General features: G+C 68.0%; 24 protein-coding genes and 6 pseudogenes. 19 read left to right on the forward strand and 11 right to left on the reverse strand.

All coding sequences use genetic code 11. The annotated features are described in order from the left end of the window. Positions 1 to 225 precede the first annotated feature (225 nt). Positions 226 to 429 (forward strand): hypothetical protein, encoded by a 204-nt coding sequence (locus OG758_RS48295; protein WP_326715721.1) that lies wholly within the window; start codon positions 226 to 228, stop codon positions 427 to 429. Between the two features lie 226 nt (positions 430 to 655). Here OG758_RS48295 and OG758_RS48300 read toward each other — a convergent pair. Next, positions 656 to 3,375, reverse strand: a pseudogene (locus tag OG758_RS48300) (cation-translocating P-type ATPase). Between the two features lie 64 nt (positions 3,376 to 3,439). Next, positions 3,440 to 4,012, reverse strand: coding sequence for a hypothetical protein (locus tag OG758_RS48305; protein ID WP_442810403.1), 573 nt, complete (start codon positions 4,010 to 4,012; stop codon positions 3,440 to 3,442). 38 nt (positions 4,013 to 4,050) lie between these two features. On the opposite strand from OG758_RS48305, the gene OG758_RS48310 reads away from it, so the two are divergent. The 5 genes and pseudogenes from OG758_RS48310 to OG758_RS48330 all read left to right on the forward strand — a co-directional run bounded on the left by OG758_RS48310 (position 4,051) and on the right by OG758_RS48330 (position 7,233). Continuing rightward, on the forward strand, positions 4,051 to 4,377 hold the full coding sequence (locus OG758_RS48310; protein ID WP_326715722.1) for a three-helix bundle dimerization domain-containing protein: 327 nt from the start codon (positions 4,051 to 4,053) through the stop codon (positions 4,375 to 4,377). A gap of 214 nt (positions 4,378 to 4,591) precedes the next feature. After that, positions 4,592 to 4,687: pseudogene (locus OG758_RS48315) on the forward strand (polyphosphate kinase 2 family protein); the annotation flags it as partial. 585 nt (positions 4,688 to 5,272) lie between these two features. Beyond that, the gene (locus OG758_RS48320) at positions 5,273 to 5,626 is read left to right on the forward strand and encodes a hypothetical protein (RefSeq protein WP_326715723.1); all 354 of its coding nucleotides are present in this window, start codon (positions 5,273 to 5,275) and stop codon (positions 5,624 to 5,626) included. Positions 5,627 to 5,777: 151 nt separating this feature from the next. Further along, the gene (locus OG758_RS48325) at positions 5,778 to 6,134 is read left to right on the forward strand and encodes a carboxymuconolactone decarboxylase (RefSeq protein ID WP_326715724.1); all 357 of its coding nucleotides are present in this window, start codon (positions 5,778 to 5,780) and stop codon (positions 6,132 to 6,134) included. Between the two features lie 742 nt (positions 6,135 to 6,876). Next, positions 6,877 to 7,233, forward strand: coding sequence for a hypothetical protein (locus OG758_RS48330; RefSeq protein ID WP_326715725.1), 357 nt, complete (start codon positions 6,877 to 6,879; stop codon positions 7,231 to 7,233). Between the two features lie 307 nt (positions 7,234 to 7,540). Here OG758_RS48330 and OG758_RS48335 read toward each other — a convergent pair whose 3' ends face one another. Both OG758_RS48335 and OG758_RS48340 read right to left on the reverse strand, forming a co-directional pair. Then, on the reverse strand, positions 7,541 to 8,128 hold the full coding sequence (locus OG758_RS48335) for a hypothetical protein (RefSeq protein ID WP_326715726.1): 588 nt from the start codon (positions 8,126 to 8,128) through the stop codon (positions 7,541 to 7,543). 290 nt (positions 8,129 to 8,418) lie between these two features. Beyond that, the gene (locus OG758_RS48340) at positions 8,419 to 8,835 is read right to left on the reverse strand and encodes a phosphotransferase (protein WP_442810404.1); all 417 of its coding nucleotides are present in this window, start codon (positions 8,833 to 8,835) and stop codon (positions 8,419 to 8,421) included. An 87-nt stretch (positions 8,836 to 8,922) separates the two neighbouring features. On the opposite strand from OG758_RS48340, the pseudogene OG758_RS48345 reads away from it, so the two are divergent. The 3 genes and pseudogenes from OG758_RS48345 to OG758_RS48355 all read left to right on the forward strand — a co-directional run. Next, a pseudogene (locus tag OG758_RS48345) lies at positions 8,923 to 8,991 on the forward strand (HU family DNA-binding protein); the annotation flags it as partial. Positions 8,992 to 9,082: 91 nt separating this feature from the next. After that, positions 9,083 to 9,451, forward strand: coding sequence for an NUDIX domain-containing protein (locus OG758_RS48350; protein WP_326716286.1), 369 nt, complete (start codon positions 9,083 to 9,085; stop codon positions 9,449 to 9,451). Positions 9,452 to 9,514: 63 nt separating this feature from the next. Beyond that, positions 9,515 to 9,808 (forward strand): annotated as a pseudogene (locus tag OG758_RS48355) (hypothetical protein); the annotation flags it as partial. Positions 9,809 to 10,101: 293 nt separating this feature from the next. Here OG758_RS48355 and OG758_RS48360 read toward each other — a convergent pair. Further along, positions 10,102 to 11,010: a LysR family transcriptional regulator gene (locus tag OG758_RS48360; protein WP_326715727.1), complete on the reverse strand. Its 909-nt coding sequence runs from the start codon at positions 11,008 to 11,010 to the stop codon at positions 10,102 to 10,104. A gap of 125 nt (positions 11,011 to 11,135) precedes the next feature. Between OG758_RS48360 and OG758_RS48365 the strand changes: the two genes are divergently transcribed. Then, positions 11,136 to 11,939 carry an SDR family NAD(P)-dependent oxidoreductase gene (locus tag OG758_RS48365; RefSeq protein WP_326715728.1) on the forward strand — a complete coding sequence of 268 codons (804 nt, stop codon included), beginning with the start codon at positions 11,136 to 11,138 and terminating at the stop codon, positions 11,937 to 11,939. Between the two features lie 212 nt (positions 11,940 to 12,151). On the opposite strand, the gene OG758_RS48370 is transcribed toward OG758_RS48365, so the two are convergent. Further along, positions 12,152 to 12,928 (reverse strand): IS5 family transposase, encoded by a 777-nt coding sequence (locus OG758_RS48370; RefSeq protein WP_326716287.1) that lies wholly within the window; start codon positions 12,926 to 12,928, stop codon positions 12,152 to 12,154. A 466-nt stretch (positions 12,929 to 13,394) separates the two neighbouring features. Between OG758_RS48370 and OG758_RS48375 the strand changes: the two genes are divergently transcribed. From OG758_RS48375 to OG758_RS48395, 5 genes and pseudogenes are all read left to right on the forward strand, one after another. Then, complete coding sequence (locus tag OG758_RS48375) at positions 13,395 to 14,684, forward strand: FAD-dependent monooxygenase (RefSeq protein ID WP_326715729.1); 1,290 nt, start codon at positions 13,395 to 13,397, stop codon at positions 14,682 to 14,684. Between the two features lie 237 nt (positions 14,685 to 14,921). After that, complete coding sequence (locus OG758_RS48380; protein WP_326715730.1) at positions 14,922 to 16,223, forward strand: IS4 family transposase; 1,302 nt, start codon at positions 14,922 to 14,924, stop codon at positions 16,221 to 16,223. A gap of 66 nt (positions 16,224 to 16,289) precedes the next feature. Then, a complete protein-coding gene (locus tag OG758_RS48385) occupies positions 16,290 to 16,514 on the forward strand; it encodes a hypothetical protein (protein ID WP_326715731.1) in 225 nt (74 codons plus the stop codon). A 528-nt stretch (positions 16,515 to 17,042) separates the two neighbouring features. Then, positions 17,043 to 17,988, forward strand: a pseudogene (locus OG758_RS48390) (2-hydroxyacid dehydrogenase). A 140-nt stretch (positions 17,989 to 18,128) separates the two neighbouring features. Beyond that, on the forward strand, positions 18,129 to 18,719 hold the full coding sequence (locus tag OG758_RS48395; RefSeq protein ID WP_326715733.1) for a hypothetical protein: 591 nt from the start codon (positions 18,129 to 18,131) through the stop codon (positions 18,717 to 18,719). 700 nt (positions 18,720 to 19,419) lie between these two features. On the opposite strand, the gene OG758_RS48400 is transcribed toward OG758_RS48395, so the two are convergent. Then, positions 19,420 to 20,115, reverse strand: coding sequence for a class I SAM-dependent methyltransferase (locus tag OG758_RS48400; RefSeq protein WP_326715734.1), 696 nt, complete (start codon positions 20,113 to 20,115; stop codon positions 19,420 to 19,422). A 173-nt stretch (positions 20,116 to 20,288) separates the two neighbouring features. Between OG758_RS48400 and OG758_RS48405 the strand changes: the two genes are divergently transcribed. Both OG758_RS48405 and OG758_RS48410 read left to right on the forward strand, forming a co-directional pair. Further along, positions 20,289 to 20,801: a DUF402 domain-containing protein gene (locus tag OG758_RS48405; protein WP_326715735.1), complete on the forward strand. Its 513-nt coding sequence runs from the start codon at positions 20,289 to 20,291 to the stop codon at positions 20,799 to 20,801. 117 nt (positions 20,802 to 20,918) lie between these two features. Beyond that, a complete protein-coding gene (locus tag OG758_RS48410) occupies positions 20,919 to 21,128 on the forward strand; it encodes a hypothetical protein (RefSeq protein ID WP_326715736.1) in 210 nt (69 codons plus the stop codon). Here OG758_RS48410 and OG758_RS48415 read toward each other — a convergent pair. Beyond that, on the reverse strand, positions 21,125 to 21,322 hold the full coding sequence (locus OG758_RS48415; protein WP_326715737.1) for a hypothetical protein: 198 nt from the start codon (positions 21,320 to 21,322) through the stop codon (positions 21,125 to 21,127). The two genes, OG758_RS48410 and OG758_RS48415, sit on opposite strands and share 4 nt — an antisense overlap. Before the next feature lie 456 nt (positions 21,323 to 21,778). Between OG758_RS48415 and OG758_RS48420 the strand changes: the two genes are divergently transcribed. Further along, a complete protein-coding gene (locus OG758_RS48420; RefSeq protein WP_326715738.1) occupies positions 21,779 to 22,588 on the forward strand; it encodes a class I SAM-dependent methyltransferase in 810 nt (269 codons plus the stop codon). A 103-nt stretch (positions 22,589 to 22,691) separates the two neighbouring features. On the opposite strand, the pseudogene OG758_RS48425 reads toward OG758_RS48420, so the two are convergent. The 3 genes and pseudogenes from OG758_RS48425 to OG758_RS48435 form a co-directional block, all read right to left on the reverse strand. Then, a pseudogene (locus OG758_RS48425) lies at positions 22,692 to 22,800 on the reverse strand (glycosyltransferase); the annotation flags it as partial. Positions 22,801 to 23,293: 493 nt separating this feature from the next. Next, positions 23,294 to 23,650: a hypothetical protein gene (locus OG758_RS48430; protein ID WP_326715739.1), complete on the reverse strand. Its 357-nt coding sequence runs from the start codon at positions 23,648 to 23,650 to the stop codon at positions 23,294 to 23,296. Between the two features lie 61 nt (positions 23,651 to 23,711). After that, positions 23,712 to 24,788: an FAD-dependent oxidoreductase gene (locus OG758_RS48435; protein WP_326715740.1), complete on the reverse strand. Its 1,077-nt coding sequence runs from the start codon at positions 24,786 to 24,788 to the stop codon at positions 23,712 to 23,714. Positions 24,789 to 24,978: 190 nt separating this feature from the next. Here OG758_RS48435 and OG758_RS48440 point away from each other — a divergent pair, with 190 nt between their 5' ends. Continuing rightward, complete coding sequence (locus OG758_RS48440) at positions 24,979 to 26,322, forward strand: endonuclease domain-containing protein (RefSeq protein WP_326715741.1); 1,344 nt, start codon at positions 24,979 to 24,981, stop codon at positions 26,320 to 26,322. Positions 26,323 to 26,430 lie beyond the last annotated feature (108 nt).

A 26,430-nucleotide genomic window follows, 5' to 3' on the forward strand; every position in this document is an offset into this window, starting at 1 on the left:
GGGGTGAATGCGTTGGGCCGTCTGCGGGTGGGATGCAGGGTGTTGGGCGTCGATCACGGTCACGTTGGGCCCGGCCGGGGTCCCAGCGCCGGCCAGACCATCGCCCGATCCCGTCCAGTCACCGCGACACTGGGCGGTCAGCGATCTGAGAGAGGCCGGGTCGGCCAAAGCCACACACCTGTCGGGGGCGCGTTCCCGGCATCGTGCAGTGAGGGAGGCGCGGCGATGAGCCAGCAGCGCACGACAGCAGAGCGGCATGTGGAGATTCCCGGTATCTGCTTCATCCGGCAGCCCGAAGGCGTACGGCGCTGCACCCTCTCAGCCGGCCACCACGGGGACCATCGGCACTTCTACAGCGGCGAACTCCGCAACGGCTTCCGCATCGGCACGACCTGGCCGCGTCGGCCCGGCGAGACGCAGGCCGACTGAGACCTCCGCCGGATGCTTGGGCGGGTCGGCCGCTCGATGGCGAGCAGTGGGGGCGGCCGACCACGGCAGAGACGCCAGGATTCGGGCGTTGTTCTTCGCCGCGCGGATCCCGGGAACAGTCTTCAACCAGGAGAGGAGCCCGTGCCTGCTGTGCTGGGTGGTGGTCACAGACCGTCCTTCCGTTCTGCCACGCTGCTCCCGGTCCTCTCCGCCCAGTGTCGAGGCGTCAGGCACCTCTCGACCGGCGGGCCAGGAGCTTGCCCAGTTCCCACAGGAGAAGGAACGCGAGGGCGGCCAGCAGCGCCCAGCCGAACTGCCGCGCGTTGATCTGGGTCGTCCCCAGGATGTGGCGGAAGCCGTCCATCTGGGTCACCAGCACCGCGAGTACGAATTGGGCCAGTGCCACCCAGTTCATCTGCCTGCTGTCGAAGGTGGACGTCGTCAGCACCGAATCCGTCTCGCTGCGGCATTCGAACGCGGCCACGATCAGACAGAGGGCGAAGGCGGTGAACGCGATCGACTGACCGGTCCCGACACTGTTGAAGTAGGCCTGGCCGAGCTTGATCAGCGCGAGCAGGATGACGGTGATCGCCAGCCCGCCGATTCCGACCGTGACCAGTACGGGCCGGGTGAGTACCGATTCCCCTCGCGGACGCGGCCTGCGTCGCATGAGTCCGGGGCTCTCCTGGTCGAAGCCGAGCGCGAAGCCAAAGGAGGCGTTGACCACGAAGTGGATCCACAGGACCTGCGGCGGGGTGAAGGGCTCACCGGCGGCGATGTTGAAGACGGTGGCTCCGAGGAAGGTCAGCACGAAGGTGACCAGCAGGAGTAGTACGAATCGGATGTACTTGGTGAGGTTGTCGTAGATTCGCCGGCCCTGTTCCACGGCGTAGACGATGGTGGCGAAGTTGTCGTCGGAGAGGACCATGCGTCCGGCGTTCTTCGCCACGTCCGTGCCGCTGCCCATGGCGATGCCGATGTCGGCGGCCTTGATGGCTGGTGCGTCGTTGACGCCGTCCCCGGTCATCGCGACGACATCGCCCTTCTTTTTGAGCGTGTTCGCGAGCAGCACCTTGTGCTCGGGTGAGACCCGGCCCACCACGCCGATGCCGTCGATACGGGCGAGTTGTTCGTCCTCGCTCATGGCGGCGAAATCGGCGCCGAGGATTGCCTCGCCGGGGATGCCGAGCTGCCGTGCGATGGCCGCACCGGTGGTGACGTCGTCACCGGTCACCATGCGGACCCGGATGTGTCCCGCCTGGGCTTCAGCCACGGCGGCCTTGGCCTCCTCGCGGGGCGGATCGACCATGCCGACGAGACTGGTCATCCGCAGATCGGCGACGTAGGCGAGCAGGTCGCCGTCCGGATCGAAGCCAGCCGGGTCCAGATCACGGGTGGCCGCGGCCATCACCCGGCGCCCCTCGCCGCCCATCCGCTCGGTCTGCGCCTCGGCACGCGCGACCAAGACGGCGTCCCACGGGATGGTCTCGCCTGCCGCGAGCGCAGTGGCGGCGCGCGCCACTACCGCCGGTACCGCGCCTTTGACGAAGCACCGCACGACCTGCCGCCCGGAGGCGTCGACCGCTGAATTGAAGGTGGCCATCAGCTTGTAGCCCGGGTCGAACGGCAGCGTGGCGAGCCGGGGCAGGCCCTCCCTGGTGGCATCGATGTCCAGCCCGGCCTTGTGCGCCAGCACCAGCAGCGCGCCCTCGGTAGGATCGCCCACCACCTCGCCGTCCACCAGCTTCGCGTCGCCGGCCACCACGTACGGCAGGATCGCGTCCTCGACGCCCGCGGAGGAACCTGCGGCATGGTGGATCTTCCCGTCGAGCCCGTAGCCCGTGCCCGAGACGGTGTACCGGTCGGTGGGACTCACCACTTCGACGGCGGTCATCTGGTTCATCGTCAGGGTGCCGGTCTTGTCCGAGTTGATCGCCGACGTGAACGCCAGGGTCTCGACCGACGGCAGTTCTTTGACGATGGCGTTCCGCTTCGCCAGGTTGAGGCTGCCGACGGACAGGATCGCCTGGGTCACGGTCGGCAGGGCCTCGGGAATGGCGGCGATGGCCAGCGAGACAGCACTGACGAACAGGACGTCCCAAGCCTGGTCCCGTTGCCGCCCCATGATGAACATCACGATCATGGTCAGGCCCGCCGCCCCGTGATCCACAGGGTCAGGGTGTCGAGCTCTTTGGTGAGCGGCGGTACCTCCTTCTCGGTGGCCGACAGCAGTCCGGAGATCTTGCCGACTTCGGTTCCGACGCCGGTCGCGGTGACGACGAGTACGCCGCTGCCGTGGGTGACCGGGGTGTTCATGAAGGCCATATTCGTACGGTCGCCGGGTGCCGGTCGGGGGCCCGGCAGCGTGCCGGTGTCCTTCGCGGCGGGCACACTCTCGCCGGTGAGCGCCGACTCGTCGATCTGCAGGGCACTGGCCTCGATGATGCGTCCGTCGGCCGCCACCTGGTCCCCGGCGGCGATGAGCACGATGTCGCCGACGACAAGCTGTTCGGCGGGGATCTCGGCTTCCGTCCCATCCCTGCGCACTCGCGCCGTCGCCTTCATCATCGACTGCAGCGCGTTCATCGCGCTCTCGGCCTTGCCCTCCTGGCGCAGGCCCACGACCGCGTTCAGCAGGGTCAGGACGATCAGCAGGATCGCGGTGGTCCATTCCTTGATGAGAATTGAGACGACCGCAGCGGCCACGAGGACGATCTGCATGTAACTGCGGTACTGCTTGAGGAACCGGCGCCAGGCCGGAGTTCGCTTCTCCTCGGGCAGCGAGTTCGGGCCCTGCGCGGCCAGGAGTCCTGCAGCTCGTGCCGCGGAGAGACCCACCGCCGGATCGACGCCGAACGCCGCTACGACCTCCTCGGGAGCTTGCGCGTACCAGTCGTCCCCCGAAGCCTGAGGCTGTCCTCCCGCGGAATCCGACCGTGCCGTCATCGTTCTGCCTCCGATCCCTGGCGGCGGATGTGTCCGGGCCAGTCGCGCGCCGCTGCGGCAGGTCCTAGCCGCGCTTCTTCTTCGGCTGCTCTCTCCGCCCGGTGGCCCGCGCGGCCGACGGATGCCGGTCGGCGTACGGATCGGCCGGCGCCCCGGCAGGGGCCTCCCGCTCCAGGTCCCGTTTGGTGGCGAGCAGGCCCTTCCGCGCCTCTTCCCCCACGTCGGGGTACTGAGGATCGATGTCCATCAGGGTGTGTGCGAGGACCGCCCCGGCGCAGAGCCGCGCGAACCACTTCCGGTCCGCCGGCACCACGTACCACGGCGCCCATTTCGTACTCGTGGCCGACAGCATTTCGGAGAACGCGTGCTGGTAGTCGTCCCACCGCCGTCGCTCCCGGACGTCGGCCGCAGAGAACTTCCAGTTCTTCTCCGGCCGGTCGATCCGCTTCAGGAAGCGGGTGCGCTGCTCCTCCTTGGAAAGGTTCAGGAAGATCTTCACCACCTTGAACCCGTTGTCCGTGAGGTAGCGCTCCCAGTGGTTGATCTCCCGGTAGCGCCGGGAGCACCTTTCGGGACCGGCGTTCGACCAGGATCGGGACGTACGCTCTGACCCTGGCTTCGCCTCAAGTCGGCGCATGCCATCCCGTCGAGGGTTTGAGTCGCTGCCCCGGGCCGGTGGAGCACGCCGATCCCGCACGGCCGCCGAACCTCCCGGCATCCGGCTCGCACGACGAACTGGTGTCCATCGGGAACATGGTGGCGCGGCTGAGGGCTGCCTTCCCCTCGGTCGACGCGGTCACCGTCGAGGCGACGGTCAGGACCGCGTACGACTTGTTCTTGCCGGCATCGAGTGCCTGGAGACAGAGCAGTACCCCGTACGTGTCCTGGGCCGCCAGCCGCTCCTGGTACTTCTTCAATCGCTCGCACTACGAGGAGGTTCTTGTCGTGCGAGTTCACCCCGAGATGGCGATCTCGCCGCGCCTGGGCAGCCGCTGGACGTAGCGCCACAGGTAGTCGTGGACCTTGTCCGGCAGAAGCTGCCGGAGAATGCAGGTGGGCAGGGCCTGTGGGAGGCCAGCAACGACACCCCGGTCCGCAACAGCTCGATCCCGTCCCGCTTCTTCAGACCGGCCTTGTAGCGAGGATCGAACTCCCGCTCCAGGCGCACCTTAGCCCCCGGTTTCACCCGTAGTGGCCCGATGAAATCCGCGATGCGGGCAAGGACGGGACGATCCGTCACGTGATGAGCGGCGTCAATCCCCAGGGCGTACGGGTCAGCAGCTTCAAGGTGCCCTCCACCGAGGAACTCGACGTCACGGCTCGCTCGGCACCGCTTCCAGAGCCGCCGGAGCGTCCAGGGGCCTCCACCACCCGCGCGGACGGCTGCGTCCAGCGCTGGGGCGGCCGCAGCGCTGGACCGTCGGTAGGCCTGACCGGGAGCGATGCCGCAGGCGGCACCCAGTGCCGCCATGACGATCGAAGAGCAGACTCCGTCCTGGCCGCGAGACGCGCCGTGCTACGCCGGAACAGCGAAGGACTGATAGGTGATGTCGGACGAGAGAGCCGAAGATCCCATGTCCCACGACCTCCAGACCGCAGAGCCGCACATCTCGCGGCAGCCGCGAGAGGGTTCCCCGCACTCATTGTCTGCTCGCCTGGACAAGATCGCCCCCCTGAGGCCCGGGCGGAAGCCGTGGAGGGAGGGCCTGGCCGCGTCGTCCGGCCTGCTGTCCGATCTCCCGCCCCGCTGGAGCGGGCGACCCCAAGGCAGCCATCTGGTGCACATGTCCGAATACAGGTGAAGAATTCTCTTTGTTGAGATGAGTGCTGTTCGGAATCCTGTGCGTGCGAAGTGACGCGTTCCTGTCCCGGGCGTCCGATGGGAAGGAAAACCGGCATGCAGCCGACACCTCCGTTTGAGAGCTGGGCGCTGCGCTGGGCGATATGTGCTCGGGGCGTGCCTCAGGGGAGCCTGCTCGCCGGGTTTCTGGTGGATCTCGTGGTCGACGCCCGCCAGGTATATCTGGCCGACACCGTCTGCTTCCCGCTGAACCCTGCAGCCCGCGCGCTGGGTGTGGGACCGGCACGCCTCCGCTCGGCCCTGCAGCGCCTCTCCGAAGTGGGCTTGCTTACCTGGCACGCCGACGGCGCCCCTGGCGCGCCAGACGTCACCGTGACGCTCCTGTTCTCTTCCATGAACGCGGCCACGACCGGCTGGGAAGACGGGGGTGTGTGCCTGACATCGGCGTAGCCTGAGCGTCTCGTTTCGCCTGTCCGGCTCAATGCGCACCGTCAACTGAAGGTGCCTATGCTTGAGGGGCAAACCGTCGGCACGCAGGGGGATTCCCGCGTACAGCGGGTGGCGCGTTCGGCTCCCCACAGCACCGGAAGGACTTCCGGATATGGCCACTGCATCTGACACTCCCGTGCTCGACACCCTCGCCGCCATGACCATCGACTCCGTCGAGCGCTGCCACATGGATGAGCGGACGCTCATCCTCACGCGCATAGCCGCGCTCGTGGCCATGGACGCACCAGCGATCTCCTACATGGCCCACATCGACCCCGCGATGAAGGCCGACTTCACGGTCGAGCAGCTGCAGGATCTTCTCGTTGCGATTGCCCCTGTCGTGGGCACTGCGCGCGTCATGGCGGCGGCAACTCATATCACCCAAGCATTCGGTGTCGCGATCGCGCTGGCCGAGAGCGAAGCCGAAGCCATAGCCCAGGCAGGAACCCGGAGCCGCGGCGCTTCCTGAGAGATAGTCGTGCGCACACGCCGGCTCACGCCAGAAGCGCGAGGGGAAAGAAGAGTTGCCCAGGCTGAGTATGTGCCCCAGCCAGGGCGCGTCAACAGCCCCTGGGGCCGGTGTGATCCCCGGCCGGCTCCTGCACCACTGCAACATCGTCCCGACCAACGGCAACAGCTGCCGCCTCAAGAACCACATCATCGCGCTGAGGGCTATGGCCATGTCCGCCTCCTGACCGCCCCTCACTAATCGCCGCGGGGCCGTCTGGCGGCTTCGGCTCCGCCAGGCGAAGCCGTCTGGCGGCCCCGCGCTCGCGTCAAGCTGCTGCCCAGTGGAGTCCGAGGTCGGCGAGTGCGGTGAGTTGGTCGCGACTCAAGTTGGCGCGGCGGCTCTTGCCGTTGCTCAGGAAGACTCCGCGGCCGGAGCAGGCAGCCGGGTCGCCCTGTCCACCGAGCCCGGGCGGTGGCCCGGCAGGTGATAGCCCCGCGTTGCGCACGGGACGCGGGGCCACCGACGGCACGCCGTCCGCGCCGACCGTATGGCCGCCCGATCACAAGTGCCGCCGGGCTACTCCAGTTGCCGGTCCCTTTGGGCTCAGGACTCCGCGGGCAGCTGATGAGTGAGTGCCGCCGGCTCAGGTGGTCGTTGGGGGAGGTCGCCCCGGGGAATGCGGTCCGTGGTGGGGGATGGGCTGGCTGCTGTCGAAGCGTGCCCGGAATCGTGGGCGCCGGCGAGTAGGAGACCCACGGCCATGAGCGCCGCAGACATCAGTGGATCGATACAGACCAACACGGGCATGAGGCCCTGGCAGTTCGTCCTGTGGTTCGGGACGGTCAGCCTGCTGGCCGACTTCGTCTACGAGGGAGCCCGCTCGGTACCGTCCTCTGCTGGCGTCCTTGGGGGCGTCCTCGCTCATTGTCGGCGTGGTAACCGGGGCCCGCCGCTTCGCCAACTGCTGCAGCCCCTACTGCGCAAGGTCCGACAGCGACACGTCGTCGGGCGGAATCTCTTCATCGATGGTGATGTTGGCAGCGAAGCAGCGGCGCTGGGACTGCGGCTCGTGTCAGGGCCGCTCACCAGCTCTCCGCTTGTCGGGCTGATGATCTGACACATCGGACGATCATGCGGGGCTCCATACCCGTCCGGGCGGCGAGCGCCCCTTCGTCGGGTGACCCGGTCTCAGTGAACAGGGCACTTCAGCAACAGCACGTCACCGGGCCTGTAGGCATGACTCACGAACGCAGTGTGCATCCCGCCACGGACGGTGGCCGATCGCCTTGGCTGGCAGCTCTGGGTGGCCTTCACGCAGTGGTTTGAGGGTCTGGACTCTTGTTTCACGAGCTGCCGCAGGTCCTCATCGACCGCAATACAGCCTGGAGTTCGGGTCCTGCCCATGGCTTGGCTCGCCGTGAGAGCTACGAGCCTTCCACTGCCTGCCAGTCGGGCAAGGCATCCCCCCACGGGTGCCCCGGTGGCAAGCCGACGCGCGGGTCGTCCACCCACGCTCTCCAGGCTTGCGGCAGCCGAACCGGGCACTGCGACGTCGGCTGTTCCAGCAGGTCCCACGCGTCGCGGTAGCCCTCCCATGTCGGCGCGTACACGCGGGCCTGGTCGAAGCCGGTGTTCCTCTTGCCGGGCGGGACACCCGGCTCGGTCAGCCATGCCTGGTGCTCCATCCACGCCGCAGCCCACACATGGTCGCGCGGGACAACGTACGACGTCGGGGCCTGCCCAGGCGTCGGGTCCAGAGCGACGAACACGAACCACTCGCGGTCGCTCAGGGACGGCAGCTGCGTCTTGGTCCCGCAGCGCCAGTTCGGCCGCGGCATAGGGCTTGCCGCCTTGACCTGTACCTCGATCATGCGCCGGGTGCCATCGGCGCGGACGGCGAGGATATCGGTGCGCTCCAGCCCGTCGCGGGTGAGCGCAGCACCCCATCCGGCGCTTGCGAGCACAGAGCAGACCCAGTGCTCGCCGGCGCTCTTGGTCATTTTCGTGTCCACGACAGATAGTGTGCGCGATGGCCACGATGCTCCGCGAGCGACGTCCGCTCGGGTCAGACCAGCCCGGCGGCAGCTGACCAGTCACGTGACCGCGGGGAGGGTAAATTCTCCGATTGAGGTTGCTCCGACGGAGACTTGCGTCCCACCTGGACATCCCTCCCTGGACCATCAAGATCCATTGCCAGGGTGTCCACTCCAAAGGATCAGCCTCACTGGTCGATGAACCCACGAAGGTGGACTGCCAAACGGCCACTCAACCAAGATCGAGAACAAGTTCGAAGAGGCAGACATCAAACGCCCTTCAGAACACGATCAAGTGCCGCCCGGCCTGCAGGTCCCCAGTTCGGTTTGCCGCCGGGAAGGCCCCGGTCTCCGTTCTGCCCCATGAGCAGCAAAAAGAGGCTCTTCATCGTGGCCAGTCCACGGGCGCGCCGGATCGCCGCGTCGTCTGCATGCGCGTACGTGTCGAAGAACCGCGAGGCTGTGCCCGCGGGCAGCAGCACCCAGGCCGCGGCGAGGTCCCACGCCGGATCGCCAGCAAACAGGCCGCCGAAATCGACGATGCCCGAGAGCGTTCCGTCCGAGACGACGACGTTCGCGGGATGGAGGTCGCCATGCCCCCACGCCGGCGGGCCCTCCCACTCGGGCGCCGCGACGGCGTCGTCCCACACGGCCCGGACATCGTCGGCGAGGTTGTCGGGGACCACGGCATGGAAGAAGTGGTCGAAGCCGTCCGTGCACTTCTTGGGGTGGTCGCTGCAGCCCTCTTTGATCGGCGCGTCAGCGGGCGCCTGATCCCCGCCGGCTACAGCGTGAAGGTGGCCGCGGGCTCCAAGCTTAAGGAAGCCGCCAAGGGAAAGTAGATCCAGAGCACTACAGGGGCGGTTACCCGGACACCGGGTAGCCGCCCCTGACGCTATAGAACGCGCCGGCACCGGCTACGACGACGGCCTCCTGTGCCTCCCCTACGGCAAGGTCGACCCCGGCGAAGGCGTTCTCGACGCCGCCATCCGCGAAACCCGGGAAGAGGTCGGACTCCACATCACCCCCGCCTCCCTGCGCCCAGTTCAGGTGATGCACTTCCGAAATCGCGAGGGGCACAGCCGCGTGGGCTGGTTCTTCGCCACAACTGGCTGGGAGGGAGAACCGTTCAACGCGGAGCCCCACAAGTGTGCGGGCATCTCGTGGCACGGCGCCGACCAGCTTCCAGCGAACACGGTCCCGTACAACGCATACAGGATCTCGCACTACCGAAAGGGCGAACCCTTTGCGCGGCAGAGCTGTATCGCTCCAGATCGTCCGCGAGCGCGTCAGCCACTCTAGTCATGGCGTGGTTGACCAGCCGGGGATCCGCAGGACCCGGACGCGCCGTCGGCGCCCCGGAGTGCGGTGAAGCCGAAGTCGCAGGTGCCGGTGTGGCGTGAGGGGCAGGACTGGTCGGTGCTGTCGGTGGACTACCAGCGCATCCTGCAGACCCTCCCGGACCGCCTCCGGCTCCATCAAGGGCCGCTGACCTGCCAGGAGATGGCCGCAGGGTTCGGCATGGACGTGGTGCCGGCGCGGGTGGAGGCACTGCGGTCGAAGGCGAAACGACTGGTCGCGCGTGGCTGGCTGGCCGAGCCCGCGCCGGGCCGGTTCACGCTCGCGCAGGGTGTGCCCGGGCCAGGCGGCGCGTCATGAACAGCGTCATCGACCAGCAGACCGGTGGTGCGCCGCTCATAGTCGCGTGCCAGGCGGCGTGCCTGAGCCGACTCCTGCGCCCTGCTGTCACGGCGAACCGCAGGTGTGCGCGGCTGGGTACGGTGCCCAGTCCGGCTGGCGCCCGTTCTCAACGCGGCGCAGCCGGCCCTGCGGCGCGTCGGCCAGCGCAGTGATCGAGGCCATGATTCTGCTGGCCGGCTGGGCTATGCGTCGAGCGTGTCAGTTGACGGTGCGGTCATGTCGCAGAGTGGATTTCCTTGCCGGGTGCGGCGTTATGGCACCGCACGAAGCTGTGCGGCCTCGTGGCGGAGCGCCTTCACGGTGGCCGTCACCTCGGGAGAGCGGTTGCGGACCGTGACGGCGACAGTGGCTCGGCCGAGCCAGGCGGGGTCGTCGACGTGGACGGTGCGGACGCCGCTGGGGACCGCCGCGGCGGCGAGTTCGGGCAGTACGGCAATGCCGAGACCGGCGGCGACAAGACCCAGGCGAGTGGGCCATTCGCGGGCGGCGTAGGCGATCTGCGGGTGGTCGAGGGTTGGCCAGGCGCCGAACTGGGGGTCATCGCGGAGGCCCTTGCCGACGATCCAGGCTTCGTCCCGCAGCTCGGTCACCGGGATGGTTCCGCGGCCGGCGAACCGGTGGTTCGCGGGCACGGCGAGCAGGAGGCTGCCGTCCAGAAGCAGGTCGCGGGGCAGTCCCTCGAAATCGTAGGCGGGCAGGTCCGGCCCCACACCGATCACTGCGACGTCGATGCGGTGAGCGCGGAGTTGGCGAAGCTGCGTGGGCGAGGATGCCTCGCTGAACTCGACGATCAGACCCGGGTGGTCGTTTCGGAGGCGGGCCAATGCTCTGGGGACGAGCACGGCGGCGGCCGAGGGGAACGCGGCGATGACGACTCGTCCGGTGAGGTGGTCCTGCAGCCCGGCGAGGTCTGTGCTGACGGCATCGATCTCGTTGAGGGCTGTCGCAGCTCGGCGGGCGAGCATCATGCCCGCGGGGGAGGGAGCAACCCCGCGGGCGCCCCGGACGAACAGCGGTGCGCCCGCGGCGGCTTCCATCGCCGCCACCTGACGGGACACCGCTGACTGCGTGTATCCGAGCGCGTCGGCCGCGGCGGTAAACGATCCGGTGTCGACTACGGCCTGAATGACGCGCAGGCCGGTGAGGGTGAAGTCGGCCATGCCGTCATCCTGACACATTCCGGGACCGCATGTCTCCTATGCAAGACCCTCGCTGGTGGAATGTCTCGGTCGGCAACACGATGGAGTAGCAACAGCAAGCGATCCACCCATAGGGAGCACCAACCATGGCGAAGACGTGGTTCATCACGGGCAGTTCGAGGGGGTTCGGCCGCGAGTGGGCGGACGCCGCGCTCGAACGCGGCGATCACGTCGTGGCGACGGCTCGGGACGTCGGCCAGCTAACCCCTTTGGTCGAGCGATACGGGGATGCGGTATTGCCGGTCCGGCTCGACGTCACCGACCGTGCCGCGGTGCATGCGGCCGTACAGCGCGCCCACTCGCATTTCGGTTCGCTGGACATCGCAGTCAACAATGCCGGCTACGGGCATTTCGGCATGGTCGAGGAGATTGACGAGGACGAACTCCGGGCTCAGATGGAGACCAACTTCTTCGGCGCGGTATGGGTCACGCAGGCCGTCCTGCCCCTCATGCGGGCCCAACGATCCGGAAGGATCCTGCAGGTGACCAGCGAGGGCGGCGTACGTGCCTTCCCCGGCATCGGTGCGTACCACGCCTCCAAATGGGCTCTCGAGGGGTTGTCGGAGTCCCTGGCGCAAGAAGTGGCAGCCTTCGGCATCCACATCACCAACATCGAGCCCGGCCCCTACGCGACCGACTGGCTGGCCCGCGGGGCACGGCACAGTAAGCGGCATCCGGACTACACCGAAGTCCACGCGGCCACTGCACAGGATTTCGAGGTCGGCGACCCGCGCGCCACCCGCGACGCGATCCTTCGGATCGTCGACGCGGACCAGCCCCCGCTGCGGATCTTCCTCGGCAAGTCCCTCACCGACGTCGCCGGTCTCTACGAGGAGCGTCTGCACACCTGGCGCCAGTGGCAGCCGGTCTCCCTGGCCGCCTTCGGTTGAGGGGCAACACCGCCGGCATGGAGGTCACCCCGGGTCCGCGGGATGTGGACGCCCAGTCGGCTCCCCGGGATGCGGCGAAGCCGAAGTCGCAGGTGCTGGCATGAGGGGCTGGCCTGGCTCGCGGGTGGAGGCATTGCCGTCGAAGGCGAAACGACTGGTCGCGCGTGGCTGGCTGGCCGAGCCCGCGCCGGGCCGGTTCACGCTGGCTTCGGTCATGAGCGGGCAAGGCGGCGGGTCATGAGCAGGGTCATCGACCAGTAGATCATCGCCTCGGCGCTGGTGGTGCGGCGTTCGTAGTCGCGTGCCAGGCGGCGGGTGCGCATCAGGTGGGCGAAGAGGCGCTCGACGATCCACCGCCGGGGCAGCACCACGAAGCCGCGAAGGTCGTCGCTGCGTTTGACGATGGCCAGGACGAGCGCGAACGCGGCCAGGCAGTGCTCGACGAGGCTGCCGGTGTAGCCGCCGTCGGCCCAGACCAGGGCGAGGCGGTGATGCGCGTCGGCCACCCGTCCAAGCAGCACCCGGGCGGCGGCGCGGTCGCCGACATCCGCGGCGGTGACCATCACCCCGAGCAGCAGGCCGAGAGTGTCGACCACGACGTGCCGCTTGCGCCCGTTGACCAGCTTGCCGCCGTCGAACCCGCGACTGTCCGCACCGACAACAGCGTCCGCCTTCACCGACTGCGAGTCGATCACCCCGGCCGTCGGCTCCGCGTCGCGGCCCGCCTTCTCGCGGGCCTGCGCACGTAGCCGGTCGTGGAACTCCGTGACCAGGCCATGGTCGCGCCAGCGGCGGAAGAACGCGTATACCCGGTCCCACGACGGGAAGTCGGCCGGCATCGCCCGCCACTTGATGCCGTTGTCCACGAGGTAGCGGATCGCATCGAGTACAGCCCGGTGGCAGTACGCCTCCGGCCGGCCGCCGCGACCGCGCATCCAGCCCGGCAGCGGCAGCAACGGCAGGACGGCCGCCCACTCCACGTCCGTCATGTCCGTCGAGTAGCGCGGCTGCCGCAACCCGTTATCGGCGGCGTTTCCGAACCGGTGAGCCAGGCAGTCACACTCCCAGGCGACCGAGCTGGACTGCCCGGCCGTCGGTACGGAAGACTGCTGCATCAGGGCCTCCTGCTGCTCAGTGATTCGACACCAACGAGCTGTTCAGGAGGCCCTGTCCGTATGCGCCAAGCGCCCCACGATCACCCAATCGGGACTCCCGTTCGATGCGCATCTCTCAAGATCGGAAAGACAGCAGCTACTCAGGCGGCGGCCTAGCTGACAGGCTGGTTTACACCAGTCTGGCTTGATGTGAGTCTTACCGGAGTTGGCGTTTCTCATCAATGTCTGCCGTGACCGATGAGTTTTGTGCGGATCCGTGGTCGATACGGCTGGATACACCGACAGCGATGGGCCTGTGCTGGGAACGTTCCAGCGCGGGAGGAAGCACATGGAGACAGTGATGAGCGTCGACGACTCCGACCAGGGGCACGCGATCCGGACGGGCGGGCAGGGGATGCGAGTGAGCGGTCCCAGGGTGTTGGTGGCGGGGGCGAGCATCGCAGGACCCGCGCTGGCCCACTGGCTGCGCCGGCGGGGGGCTGAGGTGACCGTGGTGGAGCGGGCTCCCGAGCTGCGTTCCGGCGGGCAGGCGGTGGACGCGCGCGGGGTCGCCAAGGAGGCCATCGGGCGCATGGGGTTGGACGCGGCGGTGCGCGCGGCGTGCACCGACACCGCCGGCGCGCACACCGTGGACGCGGACGGGCAGGTGCTGGAGACCTTCCGTGCCGACGACGACGGTGGCGACGGGTTCATCGCGGACATCGAGATCCTACGCGGGGACCTGTCCCAGGTGCTCTACGACGACACCAGCGACGGCGTCGAGTACGTCTTCGGCGACCGAATCGCCGAGCTCGCCCAGGACGCGGACGGGGTCGACGTGGTCTTCGCGGGCGGCAACCGGCGGCGCTTCGACTTGGTGGTCGGGGCAGACGGGCTGCACTCGGAGCTGCGAGCGATGGTCTTCGGGCCGCATGAGCGGTTCCTCCGCCACCTCGGGCACGTGCTGGCCTTCTACAGTGTGCCCAACGAGTTCGGGCTGGACCGCTGGCTGCTCGAGTGCCAGGATCAGGAGTCCGGGCGCTCCGCCCTCCTGCGGCCCATCCAGGACGCCACCCGGGCGATGGCCATGTTCTACTTCGCCTCGGCCGACTTCGACGTCGACCACCGTGACGTCGCGGCCCAGAAGGTCCTGTTGCGGGAGCGGATGGCGGGCCTGGGCTGGTTGACTCCGGACATCCTCGCGTACCTGGACGACACCCCGGACTTCTACCTCGACCAGGTCGCCCAGGTGGTGATGGACCGCTGGTCGAGTGGACGGGTGGGGTTGCTCGGGGACGCGGCGTTCAGCTCGTCGCCGATGTCCGGGCAGGGCACCGGGCTGGCCCTGGTCGGTGCCTACCTGCTGGCCGGAGAGCTAGCCGCTGCCGGATGGGACCCCGACGCCGGGTTCGCCCGCTACGAGGCGCGGATGCGCTCGTTCGTCGAGGCCAACCAGGAGATCGGCCGGTTGAACGCCCGCAGCCGCGACGTCCCCGGGCCAGACGCCGAGCCGGGCCCCGATTTCGCCAGCGAATGGTTCACGGAGCTGGTCGGGCGCGCGATCAACGGCGTCGAGCTGCCCGACTACGCGGGGGTGCCGGACTCCGCAGCCCCGGCCGGATCGCCGATCACCTCGTCGGCCAAGCCGTAGGTGTCACCGGATTCCTCCGAGGATGCCCCGGCCTTTAGGCCAAGGCCATGAAGTTAAGGGTGTTTGCGCTGGTGGGAAGGTGTTCTGCGTGATGGCCTGACGCAGGAAGCGGAGCCCCGGTAGAACTGACTGGTCCGCCAAGACAAGCCGTTCACAGCACCGGAGGCTCCGCTGTCAGGCCAGTGTGTCATCACTCGTGAAATCGTGGTATCCGAGGGCGTGTTCGCGCCTGGACATGTGGGGGAACTGACCCGGATCGTGCCGTTCGAGATGGTCGATGCCGTCCTCGCCGAGACCAGCGCCGGCCAGCGCCGGCTGCGGAAACTGCCTGCCCGTGTCGTGGTCTACCTGCTGATGGCCGCCACCTTGTTCGAGGACTGTGGCTATCTGGCCGTCTGGCGCAAACTCACGGCCGGCCTGGAGGCTGCGTCGATTCCCACCGTCACGGCGACAGCGTTATGGGATGCCCGGACCCGCCTCGGAGCTGGGCCGGTGCGGCACCTGTTCGATCTGCTTCGTGGACCAGCGTCCGCGATCCGGACGGGCGGCGCCCGCTGGAGGGGAATGCTGACCGTCGCGATCGACGGCACCTACCTCGATGTTCCCGACAGCCCAACCCACCGGGCCCATTTGGGGAAGGTCTCCAACCAGTACGCCGCGGCTTCCGGTTATCCGCAGATCTGCCTGACTGCGCTGGTCGCCTGCGGCACCCGGGCCATCATCGACGCGGCTTTCGGCCCCCGCAGCAGCGGTGAGACCGTCTACGGCCAACGACTCATGCGTTCTCTTCACCACCGCATGATCGTGCTCTTGGACCGCGGCTTCGCCACCAACGCGTTCCTGGCCTCCGTCGCCGCCACCGGGGCCGACTTCCTGGCCCGCCTCAGCGCCATCCGCAAGCCGCCCTGCCTGCGCCGGCTCGAAGACGGATCCTTCCTGTCCCGGTTCGGCCCGCTCGAAGTCCGGATCATCGAGTGCGAGATCACCATCGCCACATCCGGCGGACGCAACACCGGTGTCTACCGGTTGGCCACCACCCTGCTCGATGCCCGCCGCTACCCGGCATTCGACCTGGTCAAGCTGTATCACGAGCGATGGGAGGTCGAGTCGGCCTACTTCGAGATCAAGAAAACGATGCTGGGGCGGCGGGTCCTTCGTGCAAGAACCTGGGCCGGGATCACTCAGGAGATCTACGCTCTCCTGAGTACCTATCAGGCCATCCGAATTGTCATCACCGACGCGGCCGACAGCGCAGGTGCCGACCCGGACAGAGCCAGTTTCAGCATCGCTCTACAGACCGCCCGCGACCAGCTCATCCAGGCCGCCGGCATCATCGAGGACAGCACCATCGACCTCGTCGGTGCCATCGGCCGAGCGGTTCTGGCCCGCCCGATGCCCGGCCGACGTCTCCGCATCAGTCCCCGCGCAGTGAAACGCCCACTGTCTCGATACGCCTACAAAAGCCTGCGAGTCGACCGACGCACCTACCAAGCCACCCTCAGCATCAACATCCTCTTGACAACACCGATCAGCCCCTAACTTCATGGCCTTGGCCTTTAGCCCCTCGCCGCGGACCGTGGGCTCCCTGTGGATGTCTCCGAGACCGTGGCTGGCGAGCACGCTGCCTGGGGGCTCGACAGCGTCCACGGCACGACGTGGATCACCTGGGCCGAGTTGCTTGCCGCCGACTGGCAGGAGACCGATGTCTCCGGCAAGCGGAGCCGGGAGCAGGCGGCCGGCGATGCCTCGCACTGGGGGCCCGCGTGGAGCGTGATGCGCGCGCTGAGCGACGGCGCATCCAACGTACGGCTCATCGTCTGGTTCTCCTGACCCTAGGCCTGCCCGGCCTGTGCACAGTGACTTGCCCACAGTTCTTCGAGACGTCGCTCCGCCCGACGTCCCTCGGAACCGTGGGCACTGCAGGTCACAGGTTTGATGTACCCACAGTTTTCTGGGGCAGGACACGTCGGCAGCGGAGACCGGCACGTCTCCGCGGCCGGATGGGGCGTGGACGACGGCCAGTGGGTCGGCTGAGCCTGGGTCCGGCTGGGCCAGGTTTGACGGGCACGGGCTCGTGTTCTGGGCCGAGACTGGAGAGGCGTTGTCCGGGAGTGCCTGTTCCCGGCATGCACCTCGTGCCGGGGCCACTCCTCGGCACCGGGCGTCGGCCGTGCCTGCCACGTCGAGATCATCGGCGCCCGCCAGGGATGGTCCGCGCCCGTGTACGCGTATGACTCGTCGACGAGACCGGAGCGGGCACCGGTCCCGGACCTTCCTCGTGAACCGCCGCATCCCCGTTCGTCCGAACGAGGATGCGGCGGACGGTGCCGGTCGAGTCCACGCCCTCATCGATGACCAATGGTCTACGTTCGGCCCGTGAATGCCTTGGACCGTCCCGCTGATCGGAGCGCCGCCCGGTTCTTGTTGCCGTGCCCGGCAACGGACGTGCGCGGCCTGCCCGACGGTCTGCCCGTCGAGGTGTGGGACGGCATCGGCAGCCCACCGGACGCCGAGACCCTCGCCAGTGTGGAGTTCTTCGTCATCCCGTACGGCCGCACGGCTGCGGGTCGTCCGGTCCATCTCGGCCGGCGTCGACGACCTGGTGGAGCACGTTCCCCGGGGCGTCGCTCTCTGCAACGCCAGGGGGGTCCACGACACCAGCACCGCCGAACTGGCCGTGACGCTGACTCTCGCGTCCCTGCGCGGCATCCCCGACTTCGTTCGCGCCCAGGGCGTCCAGGAGTGGCGCGGAGGCTTCCGTCCCGCGCTCGCGGACCGCACGTTCCTGCTCGTCGGCTACGGCCCGATTGCCGCCGCGATCGAGGACCGGATCGCCCCCTTCGAGTGCGCGTTCTTGCGCGTCGCCCGCACAGTCGGCACCGTCCCGCGCGGCCGCGTCCACGCGATCGACGAGCTGCCCGAGCTCCTGCCCCGGGCCGACATGGTGATCCTCACCGTCCCGCTCACCGACCGGACGCGCGGCTTGGTGGACGCCCGCTTCCTCGCCTCGATGCCGGACCGCTCCCTGCTGGTGAACGTCTCCAGAGGCGCCGTGGTGGACACCGGCGCACTGCTCACCGAAGTCTCGGCCGGCAGACTGCACGCCGCCCTCGACGTCACGGACCCCGAGCCGCTCCCGGCCGGTCACCCTCTGTGGAACGCGCCCCACACACTCATCAGTCCTCACGTCGGAGGCAACAGCTCGGCGTTCCGCCCACGCGCTCTCCGGCTTATCCGCACCCAGGTCCTGCACCACCTCGCGGGGGAGCCGCTGGAGAACGTCGTACTGCCCCGCGAACCCTGACTCGCCGAGTCCGACGTCGCATTCGACCGCAAAGGCCTGCCATCGTGACCGGACACCCACCCGAGCCGACCGAGTGCCCGGAACCGCACCAATCTTTCGGCGAGCACCGGTGGCCAATGGCGGGGGCCGTCGTCGCGGCCATGGTGCTGACCATCCTGCTCCCCGACGACCTCCGACTGGCGCCACGCTGGGTCCTCCCCACCGTGGAGGGCCTCCTCCTGCTGGCACTGATCGCCGGTGACCCGGGCAGGATCAGCCGCCGCTCGGCGGTCCTGCGTACCGCGTCGATCGCCTTGGTGTGCGTGCTCGCGCTGAGTGCCGTCTGGTCGACCGTCCAACTGGTCGACGACCTGATCCACGGAGGGAAGGAGACGGGCTCCGCCGACAGCCTGCTGCAGACCGGCGGCACGGTGTGGGTCTGTACCGTCCTCGCTTTCTCCGTGCTGTACTTCGAACTCGACAGCGGCGGAGCGGCCGTCCGCGCCCACCACATGCCCCCGATGCCCGCGCTCGCATTCCCGCAGCAGCTCAACCCCGGATTGAACAGCTCCGGCTGGCGGCCCCGCTACATCGACTACCTCTACCTCGCACTCACCAACGCCACCGCCTTCAGCCCCACCGACGTCATGCCCCTGGCCCCCTGGGCCAAGATCGCCATGGGCGTGCAGTCCCTGGTCTCCCTGCTGATCCTCGGCCTGGTGGTCGCCCGCGCCGTCAACGTCCTCGCCTGAGTCACCGGGAAGGCCTGTCTCTCGTGGTGCGTACCTGCCCGAGGTGTAGTGGACATGAGGCCTGCGACATGGCTGGGGCGGAAGTCCTTGCGGGGATGGTTCGTTCGGGCAGTACGAATTCGCCTGGATCACGCTGTCGTCCCCGCGTCTGCGGGGATGATCCGACGTCCGGGGTGGCGACGATCGCCCGCACTACGTCGTCCCTGCGCCTGCGGGGATGGTCCGCGTGGGCTTACCCGTGGACCGGCTCCGGCTCCGTCGTCCCCGCGCTTGCGGGGATGGTCCGGTCTTTGACACGACGTCCGGGTGTAGCCAGGTGTTGCCCCGCGGCTGCGGGGATGGTCGGCGGCTGGCTCCCGCTTCCGCACCTGACGCCGGCAAGGCGTGGTGACCGCCCCTGGACTCTGGCCGTGGGGCTGCTGCGGCAGTTCGAGCGGAGTCGAACGGCTTGGAAACAATTGTTTCCAAGGCCCGGCCGCCCCGGGTGCAGGGGCCCGGCCGTCCGTGGCGTTGTCGGTGGTGGCTGGAAGGCTTGGCCGGATGAACGGTGACGAGTAACTGCTGAACGGCCGGGTCTACGGCGCAGAGCACGACGACCCCCGCCCTGGCCCGCTGGCACACCACTCGTACGCGGTGCTCATCGGCGGCCAGCTGGACGGCTTGCTCCTGGACGTCGACGGGAGGCAGGGATTGCGTGCGGTCAGGGTCGCAGGAGCCTGACCGCAAGGAAGCACGGAGCCTGGTGGAGCTTGTTGTAGGCCGTTTCGTCGAGTTCTCGCAGGCCAGGAGTAGGGCGAGGCTCGATGAGTTTCTCAAGCATGAATCCGGTGACGAGCAGCTCGTTCAGGAACGTTTCCAGCGGCATGCGCTGGTAGTGGGCTGCCAACGGTCCCCCGGCGAGCGGGAGGTCTACCCAGTCGTCGGCGTAGTACGAGCCACCGAATTTTCTCCAGTCAGCCGTCGGGTGGGTCGTGGAGACCAGCAGCCACCCGCCGGGACGCAGGACGCGTCGCAGCTCGCCCAGGAGACGCGGCCGGTCGGCGATGTGGTGGAGCATCAATGCGCACACGACGCCGTCGAACGAGTCGTCGTCGATGAAGTCCAGAGGCTTCTCCGCGTCGTGCATGCGCAATTCGGCCCGGTCGCCCAATCGCTCCCGCGCGTGACTCAGCAGAGTTGCGCTGCCGTCGATTCCGACTACCTCGGCACCGCCCGCCAGGAGTTCGGCCGCGTAATGCCCGGCCCCGCAGCCGACATCGAGAATCTTCAGCCCGGCAACGTCCCCCGCAAGGGCGAGCATCGCGGGCCGGTCGGTGTGCGCGTTATAGGGGCTGGTGTCGGCGTTCTTCGCGAAGTGGTCGCCGAGTTCGTCGTGGTAAGCGTGCTCTGCAGGCATCGTGACAGCATCGCGCCGGTGGCTGCCAACAGCGAGCGGATTTGTGCAAACCAGGGCCCGTCCCGTCAACGGTTGCCTCGGCTTTGGGTCTCCAACTCCTGGCAGCGGAGGGGTACGACCCGGACGACTGGGAAGGTTCACCGGGCCAGCATGGAGATCGTAGTCTCCCGCCCATGGGCGGAGGAGAGGTTCGGGTCGTTGTCCGTAAGTTCGACGGCAGTCTGCACTGGCACTACACCATGGTGTGGCTGGGTGAGGACGAGTACGGAGTTTGGCTTGGTTCGCCGATCGGGACGATCTACAGCAAGGGGGAGGAGAGCGAGGTCTACGCCACTCAAGAGCGACGAGTCATGCTCTTTCCCCGTGATGGCTGGTGGACCGCTCTGTTCCAGGAGGATCCCGCCAGGCTGGATGTGTACTGCGACGTCACCACGCCGTCTGAGTGGCCACACCCGGGTGAAGTGACCATGGTCGACCTGGATCTGGACGTCTGTCGGACGCGCGGAGACCGATCCGTCTCCATCGTGGATGAGGATGAGTTCGCCAGCCATCAGGAGGCCTATGGTTATCCGTCACACGTCATCAGCCACGCACAGAGTGCGGCTGAGTCGCTGTCAGCCGCACTCCGCGAAGGCGTTGAGCCCTTCAACGCCCGCTTCCGTGTGTGGCTTGCCCAGGTCAGTTGAGCTGTCCTTGGTCGTGGTCAGGATGGCGTGGCGAGAGAACAATCAACCAGATGCGTGGATTGCCGGTCGTTTCGTTGACGGGCCGTGCGGGCTGATCATATTGATCGTTGATTGGGTATGGAGATCACCGACCGCACCCCCGTTCGCGCCGAGCTCCTCGGCGCCTACTGGCTCGACTCACCCGTCCTCAACAGCGAAGCTTGCTGTTGTGCGGCCCAGGCTGCCGGGCCCGAGACCGGCCGGACGAGCATGCTGCGGCCGGTGATGCTGACTACAGCGGTAGCCCTCGTTGCGCTCGTATGTGTGGTCGGCTTCACGTCTCTCTAGGCTCTGCGCTGTGGCTTCTTCGCCGGCGACTTCCTGTTGGGCTTCTTCGCCGTGGTCTTCTTGGCGGCCGTCTTCTTCGCGGCGGCATTCTTGGCCGCAGTCTTCTTCTTCGGCAGCTCGTGCACGGTCGCGTGCTCGCCGCTCTCGCCGCGGGATGCCTTCGCCTTCTGCACGGACTCTTGGAGGGCGGCCATGAGGTCGACGACCGCCCCGTCGGCGCCTCCGCCCCGTCGGCGCCTCCGCCTCGGCGGCGTGCGGAGGCTCCGTGCCCTTCTCTTTGGCGGTGATCAGGTTGGAGATCGCCTCGGTGTACCGGTCGACGGCGACGTCTTCGGGGATGTCGTCGGTGGCCAGCGCGTCCATGAGAGCAAGGGCTTTGACGATCTCTTCCTCGGACAGCTCAACCGAGGCCGGGGCCAGAGTCTCCGGGGAGCGGATCTCATCGGGCCAGCGCATCGCGTGCAAGTTATGGGCAGTGTTTGAAAGTGTCCGTTGTCCACGTCCTGGGTTGCGTCATCAGCGGGGGTTCGAAGAGCGCGAGTGGCTTCGAGTGAGCACCTATTTCTGAGCTGTCCGCGCTGGTCAGACGGTGAGTTAGGGTCGTGACAACATGCCGATCTTGGCTGCAGTCGGGGAGGGTGCCGGTGTCGATGACGACGTTCGACGAGAGTGAGCGGCTCATATGGGCGGGTCAGGGTGCCGCTTATGCCGGAAGCTTCGCCAAGCTGTGCGCCTATCCGGTGCCGCAGTTGCTCGATGCCGCCGAGGTAGGGCCAGGCTCGCGTGTGCTGGATGTAGGGACTGGGCCGGGGACGGTCGCTGCTGCCGCGTGTGCCCGGGCGGCGACGGTGACGGCCGTGGATGCGGAGCCGACCATGGTCGAGTTGGCCAAGCAGGCCGCACCCGCGGCTGACGTGCGCGTGGCCGCTCTTCGTTGGCTCCCCTTCACCGACGGAGAGTTCGACGCCGTCGTGGCCAACTTCGTGCTGAACCACGTGGGCCAGCCCAAGATGGCCCTGGCCGAACTGCGCCGTGTCGTGAGGCCGGATGGTTGGATCGCGTTGACGATATGGGCGATGCCGCCGGCCGCAGGACAGACTGTGATCGGCCGCGCGATCCAAGCCGCGGGTGCGGTGCGTCCACCACACCTGCCCGCAGGGCTGGCCTCTGACGATGATTTTCCCCGTGACGAGAGCGGCCTGACGGGGCTGATGGATGCGGCAGGGCTGCGCGAGGCGGTGTGCGAGATCTTGCGCTGGGATCACCGCGCGAGCGCCGACGAGTGGTGGAGCGGACCTGCGAGTGGAGTGGCCTTCGGCGGGCAGCTGGTGCAGAGCCAGACGCCTCGGATCCGGGCCGAGATCAAGCGTCACTTCGATCTATTCAGCTCCGAGTTTGCTGGCGAGGAAGGTCTACTGACGTTGCCGCATGCGGCCTTGCTCGCGCGTGCGCGTCGCTGACCCAGGTCGGCTGCTGTCACGCAGCGGTCAGACAGGAGTCCGAGCCGGCGGGGCGCACACCTGAAGTTCGGCCGCTCCTCATCTGTGTAGGGACCAATGTCCCGAGCTGTCAGGGTGAACTCATCATCGTCATCCGCCCAGTTGGTGTAGCGGGTGCGGACAAGGGCGAGGGCCAGGTTCCGGGCGGATGCGGCGCCGACCGTGCGGGGCAGAACTCAGTGGGTTGTCGGATTGCAGGCGCTGGCTGGTGCTGCTGTCGGGGCACGGCTCGGCGCACGCCTGGCGGTAGTTGACGGGAGAAGCAGAGGCGTGCGCCAGTTGGGCATGGTCTCGTTTCAGATGCCGAACTGGGCCAGGAGGTCGCGGTGGAGGAGGTCTGCGGCGCCGCTTGCTTCGGTGTCTGATCCGGGGGGAGAGTACGGCGTGCACGGGCTGGGTGTGGCGGGGACGCATTGAGCGTTCGGGCACGCCTTCCAGCCCGAGATCCCAGTAGGGCGTGCTTGCTTCCAAGGGGCGCGGCCCGTGCGGGGCGAAAGAGGTTGACGGTGAGTTGTTGTGTGCAGGCGAGGCGCAGCTCGCGTTGATGCTCTTGTACGAGAGCTATGACGTCGTAGCAACAGGATCGCAGGAGCCGATCCGAGACGGTGAACGGCTGCGTGGCGTCGTCTGGTTCGGTGTCTCTCCCGCGGAGCCACCTGAGCGGGATCAGCCGGTGGCAGCCGCCGTAGCAGGCGCGGCGTCCTCGGCTGATGCGGCCTGTTCGGGAATCTCGGCCGTGTTGGGCAGTGGCAGCGCCGACCGGAAGAAGGTTTCGAAGACCAGGTCGAACTCGCATGCAGCGGCTTCGCGGAAGGCCGGCAGGGAACGGATCGAGTCTGCTGTGGTGTAGTGCTCGCAGAATCCCCGGGCCCGGTCGTTCTTGTTGTTCGACTCGTTCGCCTCCAGGGGCGGGTAGTAGGCCTCGATCGCTCCCCGCTCCCACACATAGATGTCCTCGAGGCGGAGCATCCGCAGCAGCTGCGACTTCATCTCCTTCAGCTTCGGATCTTCGGCCTCTGCCAAGATCTGTAGTGCCGTCCCCGAGGTGGAGCGGGCGAAGAACGCATCGGGCGATGCGTTTCCGTTATCGGGCGAGGGTGACCTTCACTGGGGCGTTGGGGCAGTGGGTCAGGTCTTCGGAGAGTGCGGTCTGTTCGGCTGGGTCGATGGCGAGCTGCCAGCGGACCTTCACGACGATCCAGTCCCTCGCGTAGTCGCAGTGGTCGCTTTCGGCGGGCGGCATCCAGGTTGCCGGGTCTTGGTCGGCTTTGCTGCGGTTCGATTTTGCGGACACGGCGATCAGTGCGCGGTCGTTGGCGTAGGCCTGGCGTTCAGCCGCTGTCCAGTTGGAGGCTCCGGAGTCCCAGGCTTCAGCGAGTGGCACGCGGTGGTCTACGTCGAGGCCGCTTGCTCCGTCGATGAGCAGGCGGCACTGGTCGCTTTCCTGGAAGGTCGCCTGCAGGTGCTGGAACGCGTCTTGAGCGGCCTGCTCACGCGCTGCTGCTGTGCCTTCAACGTGCGGCACGACCAGCAAGAGGTCGCCGTCCCGTACCTCTCGGACCTCGAAGCCAGGGCCGGCCATGATGGTCTTGACCAGGCCGGGCGGTGCTGTGACCCGCGCGAGGGTGGCCGGGGAGGCGGCAATGGCCAGGTCGGCCGATAGCGGCTCGCAGAGTTTGGGTACGCCTGCAGTGAGAACGATGGTGGTGGCGGCGTGGAGCCCCGTCGAAGTCAGCACTCCGTCAACGTGTCCGCCTGCCACCTGCAAGGAGGTGACCGCGGTGTTGTGGAGCACGGTTGCTCCGTGGGCGCCGGCGGCTGCCGCGAGTGCGTGGGTCATGGCCGTTGGGTCGACGCCTGCGTCGCTCGGGGTGTGGATGGCCTGGTCGGGTGGGTGTCGGAGGTTGGGCTCCAGGGCTGCGATGTCACTTCGTCCGATGCGGAATTGGCTTGGGCCCGGCCGTGTGTCCTGCGCTGGTGTGTCGGCCCAGGTCAGCGAGCCGGTCCGGCGGAGGGTGAGATGGGGCAGTTCGTTCTCCAGGCGTCGGTAGTCGGCCATGGCGTACTCGCGGAGGTCTTGGGCTCCGCCGGGCCAGTGGCCTCCCGCGCCGCGGATCCAGGCGAAGGAGTCTTTGGTGACCCCGGTGACTCTGTTGCTCAATTCGTCTGGGCTCGGGGACCACTGATGCGCGAGGGTGACTTGCCCGGTTCTTGACGTTCTGGTGGTGAGGCTACGCGCATGGGAGGTGCTGACGAACCAGATGCTCAGGAATATGGAGTTGCGGGCGGCGGCCCGGCTGACCGAGGCGCTTGGGACCCGTTGCCGCGTTGCAGGCCGTTAGCCTGTCGGTATGTCAGAGCGTGTCATGCCCGGTCGCACGGACGGCCTGATCACCCTGGGTGCCGCGGACGCTCTGTGGGTCGATTTGACGGCCGACAGTGCTGTGCCGACGGCTTCTGGGGCATTCACCTGCTCTCCTGCCCGTGCCCGGGTGGGGTACGTCCTGCTCGGCGGCCGTGTGGTGGCGACGGTGAGGGCGAGCGGCGGTCAGTGGAGTGTTCCGGAGGTTGAGGTGCGCCGGGCGGCCGCGGAACTGAACGCGGTGGGGATGGATCGGCAGGACCTGGTCCGCATCGGTCCGTTTCGTGGGGCGCCGAGGCAGGAGTGCAACGAGGAAACGCCGCTGCGTTGGCGCCGGCGCATCACGGGGGAACTGCAGGAGCTGGGCGGCCCCGCGCGGGCAGCACGACGTGAAGTCGGCCGGCCGTACCATCTGGCGGGGATCGACTGGCGACAGATACTCGTGGAGCAGACCCGCGACGGGACGCGGCGGACGTGGTGGCTGCCGCGCGCTGTGGTCAGGCTGCTGGATGCGGCCGAGCACGCCGAAACGCAGTGGGTGCAAGCCGCGCGGACCCGCCAGGCAAGCGCAGCCGTCACGGAGCCGCCCTCCTACCCCCGGCAGGCCCGAGAGGCCGGCGGTCGGCAGACGACGAGCCCCGAGGGCCCCACCGCCTCACTGCGCCCGTACAACAAAGAGCTGGAAGGCCAGCTGTACTCGGTGCTCAGCAGGAAGCCCGGTACCTCCCGCAGGGTGGCTGGGTGGGCGTGCGCTGTCTGCCGCACTGCGCCCGCCACAGTCCTCGACCACTGCCACGAACACGGCTACGTCCGCGCCCCCCTCTGCCAGTCCTGCAACACACTGGAACGCCCCGACCACCTGTACAGCAACGACATCCGCGTGGCGAACCGCTACACACGCCTCTTCCACACCGACACCGACGACTGGCTCCGCCACTGGCACCGCTGCCCCGGCTGCCGCGCACGCACCACCCTGCCCCTGCCCCACCTCGCCGCATGGACCGCCCACACAGCCTGCCGATCGCTGCGCCCGACCCACCCCGCTCCCCGCGGGCGCACACCCTGCGGTGTCCTGCACGTGTCCTGGACGGGCAGTCACCAGGCGCCCCGTTCCTGCCTGCTCACGGTCGCCGTCGACTTCTGCCCCTTTGGCGAGCACCGTGTCCTGGCGCGAGTCCCCTACCGCGAAGCCGCCGAGCGGTTTCGCACCTGGCTGGCCGAGACGGCCCCTGCCGTGGCCGCCGCGGCCGGTCCTGACCGCCTGGACGGCCTCCCTGCCCAGTTCCGGCCAGTCATCGTGGACACCAGCGGCGAGGGCCCAGCACTGTTCTGAGCGAGCAAAGGGATCGTCAGCAAGCTGACGATCCCTCATGCAAGATCGAGGCTAACGACACCCCTTCGACTGCGTCGGGCCCTTCTGCGTGAAAGGCCGAGCCTGACC

Source organism: Streptomyces sp. NBC_01474, from assembly GCF_035918215.1.
GTDB lineage: Bacteria > Actinomycetota > Actinomycetes > Streptomycetales > Streptomycetaceae > Streptomyces > Streptomyces aureus.